The sequence below is a fragment of the Actinomycetota bacterium genome (assembly GCA_030776725.1).
Lineage (GTDB): Bacteria > Actinomycetota > Nitriliruptoria > Nitriliruptorales > JAHWKO01 > JAHWKW01.
Genome location: JALYHG010000113.1, coordinates 1 through 2,175, shown reverse-complemented (window position 1 = coordinate 2,175; position 2,175 = coordinate 1). Strand labels below are relative to the sequence as shown.

The window sequence follows — 2,175 nt, the reverse complement described above, 5'->3', positions numbered from 1 at the left end:
GCGTCGACCAGACCGGCCTCGGACATGAGCTCGCGGACCCGATCGGGGGCGTTGTCGACCAGGCGGCCGTGCGCACGGCCGTGCCGGCTGCTCCCGGTGCCGTGGCCGACGTGGTCCTGCTCGCCGTGACCGTGGACGCGGTGGAGCAGGCGGGCGATCGGCCCGGCGGTCTGCGGCGAGTGCCCCACGAGGTCGACCAGGTGCAGACTGCCCCCGGGGGCGAGTACGCGGCGGACCTCGCGCAACGCCGCCTGCTTCTGGTCGGTGGGCAGGTGGTGGAACATGAAGGCGGACAGCACGCGGTCGATGCTGCTGTCGGGGAAGGGGAGTTCGTCGGCGTAGCCGCGCTTCCACCGGGCCGCGAGACCCCTGCGGTCCGCCTTGCGCCGGGCCACGGCCAGGGCCGCTGGGTCGGGGTCGAGTCCGACGGCCGAGGCCACCGGTCGGGTCCGCGCGACCGTCAGCAGCAGGTTCCCGGTGCCGCAGCCGATCTCCAACACATGCTGTCCGGCGCGGATGTCGGCCTCGTCGACCAGGCGGCGGTGCGCGGCACCGACCCCGAGGAGTCGGGTCAGCGGGTCGTAGAGCGGCAGCAGCGCGTGCCGGCCCATCGCGGGCAGGAACTCGCGGGCGCCCCGCGGTGTAGCGGTCTCCTCAGGCATCTGACCTCCAGGTCGACATGGACGGAAGTACGGTTGGCATGGCGAGCTTCTCCTCGCTCCGAGCTGCAAACAATGGACTCGATCCGATGACGACGGGACTTTCCTTGGACGTCGACGGGGTCACCCGCCGGTCCGGGCGGCTGGCGTCGGGCGTGCCGGTGATGGGGTACGTCCGAACCGCCGGTGTCCCGGCCGTCAGCGTCGCCCGCTGGACCGGGACCCGCCCGTCGCACCGGCCGCCGAGCCGGACCCACGCTCACGACTTTCTCGTCGTCCTGTTCGTCGAACACGGCGACGGCCGGCTGCGCGTGGACGACCGGACGTGGTCGCTGGCCCCCGGCGACGTCTTCGTCATCGCCCCCGGGGCGGTCGTCACGCCGGACGGGTCCGAGCACGAGCACGCGAGCGTGTGGGCGGTGTTCTTCCCCGCCGACCTGGTCGACCCGGCCGCCCCGACGTCACCGCTGGCCTGGCGGGCGCACCCGCTGCTTTACCCGTTCACCCGCGATCGCGGCGGGGGCAAGCGCCTCCGTGTGCCGCCCGAGGACCGCGGGGCGTGGCTGCGTGGCCTGTCGGAGCTGGAGGCCGAGCTGCGCGGGCGGCGCGAGGGCTACGCCGAAGCCGCCCACGCCCACTTGACGCTGCTGCTCGTGCGCCTCGGGCGCCTCGACACCGACGTCCCCGCCGAGCTGCGCGCGCAGGACGAGCCACTGCTGGCCGGCGTGTTCGATGTCCTGGAGTCGCGGTACCACGAGCCGATCACGCTGCGGGACGTCGCGTCCGCGGTCGGCCTGACTCCCGGCCACGTCACCACCGTCGTCCGCCGCCGCACCGGCCGCCCCGTGGGGCAGTGGGTGACCGAGCGGCGGATGCAGGAGGCCCGCCGGCTGCTGGCCGACACCGACCTCACGGTCGCCGCCATCGCCGGCCGGATCGGCTACCGCGACGCCGGGTACTTCATCCGCCGGTTCCGCCGCGCCCACGGCGTCCCCCCGCAGGAGTGGCGGCGAGCCACTCCCCAGTAGCGGCCTCGCTCCGAACGGTCGCCTACCGGCTAAGCGACGACGTCACAGCGCTGCGCGAGTGCCTCGCCAGCGGGCGGAACGAGCAAGCTACGCCGACGGGGCACGAGTGCTCCCTCGCGGATAGGACATCGCTAGCCGGCTCGCGTTTCCTACCGCACCTACCTTCGCGTGCGCGTTCCACGGTCTCCGCACAGTCAGCCCAGGAACTTCGACGCGTATTCGTCGCAGACGCCCGCAGCTGACCAAGACGTCCGGGGTTGGCCGGACATGGCTGGACTGCCGTCCACGTGATCACAAAAGCGCAGGTCATGGCGCTATGGGGAGTGCTCATGGTAGGTGCCCCCGGTGGGGGTCGAACCCAAGTGTCAACGGCGGCCGAAAATTGACCCCCTGGCGGCATCTGAAAGTTGACCCCCTGCACGTTGGTTGATCTTTATTCGTCGGTGGTGGTGGCTGTGGGGACACGGCCGAGGTCGCGGTCCTTGAGC

The 2,175-nt window shown here is 72.3% G+C and carries 2 protein-coding genes; one reads left to right on the top strand and one right to left on the bottom strand.

Annotated features, from left to right (window positions below):
* Positions 1-662 (bottom strand): class I SAM-dependent methyltransferase (locus M3N57_05215; GenBank protein MDP9022094.1); only part of this gene is annotated, 662 nt, incomplete at its 3' end.
* 152 nt (positions 663-814) lie between these two features.
* Here M3N57_05215 and M3N57_05210 point away from each other — a divergent pair.
* Entirely contained in the window at positions 815-1,687 is an 873-nt protein-coding gene (locus M3N57_05210) for an AraC family transcriptional regulator (GenBank protein MDP9022093.1), read from the top strand.
* The last annotated feature ends 488 nt before the right edge of the window (positions 1,688-2,175 follow it).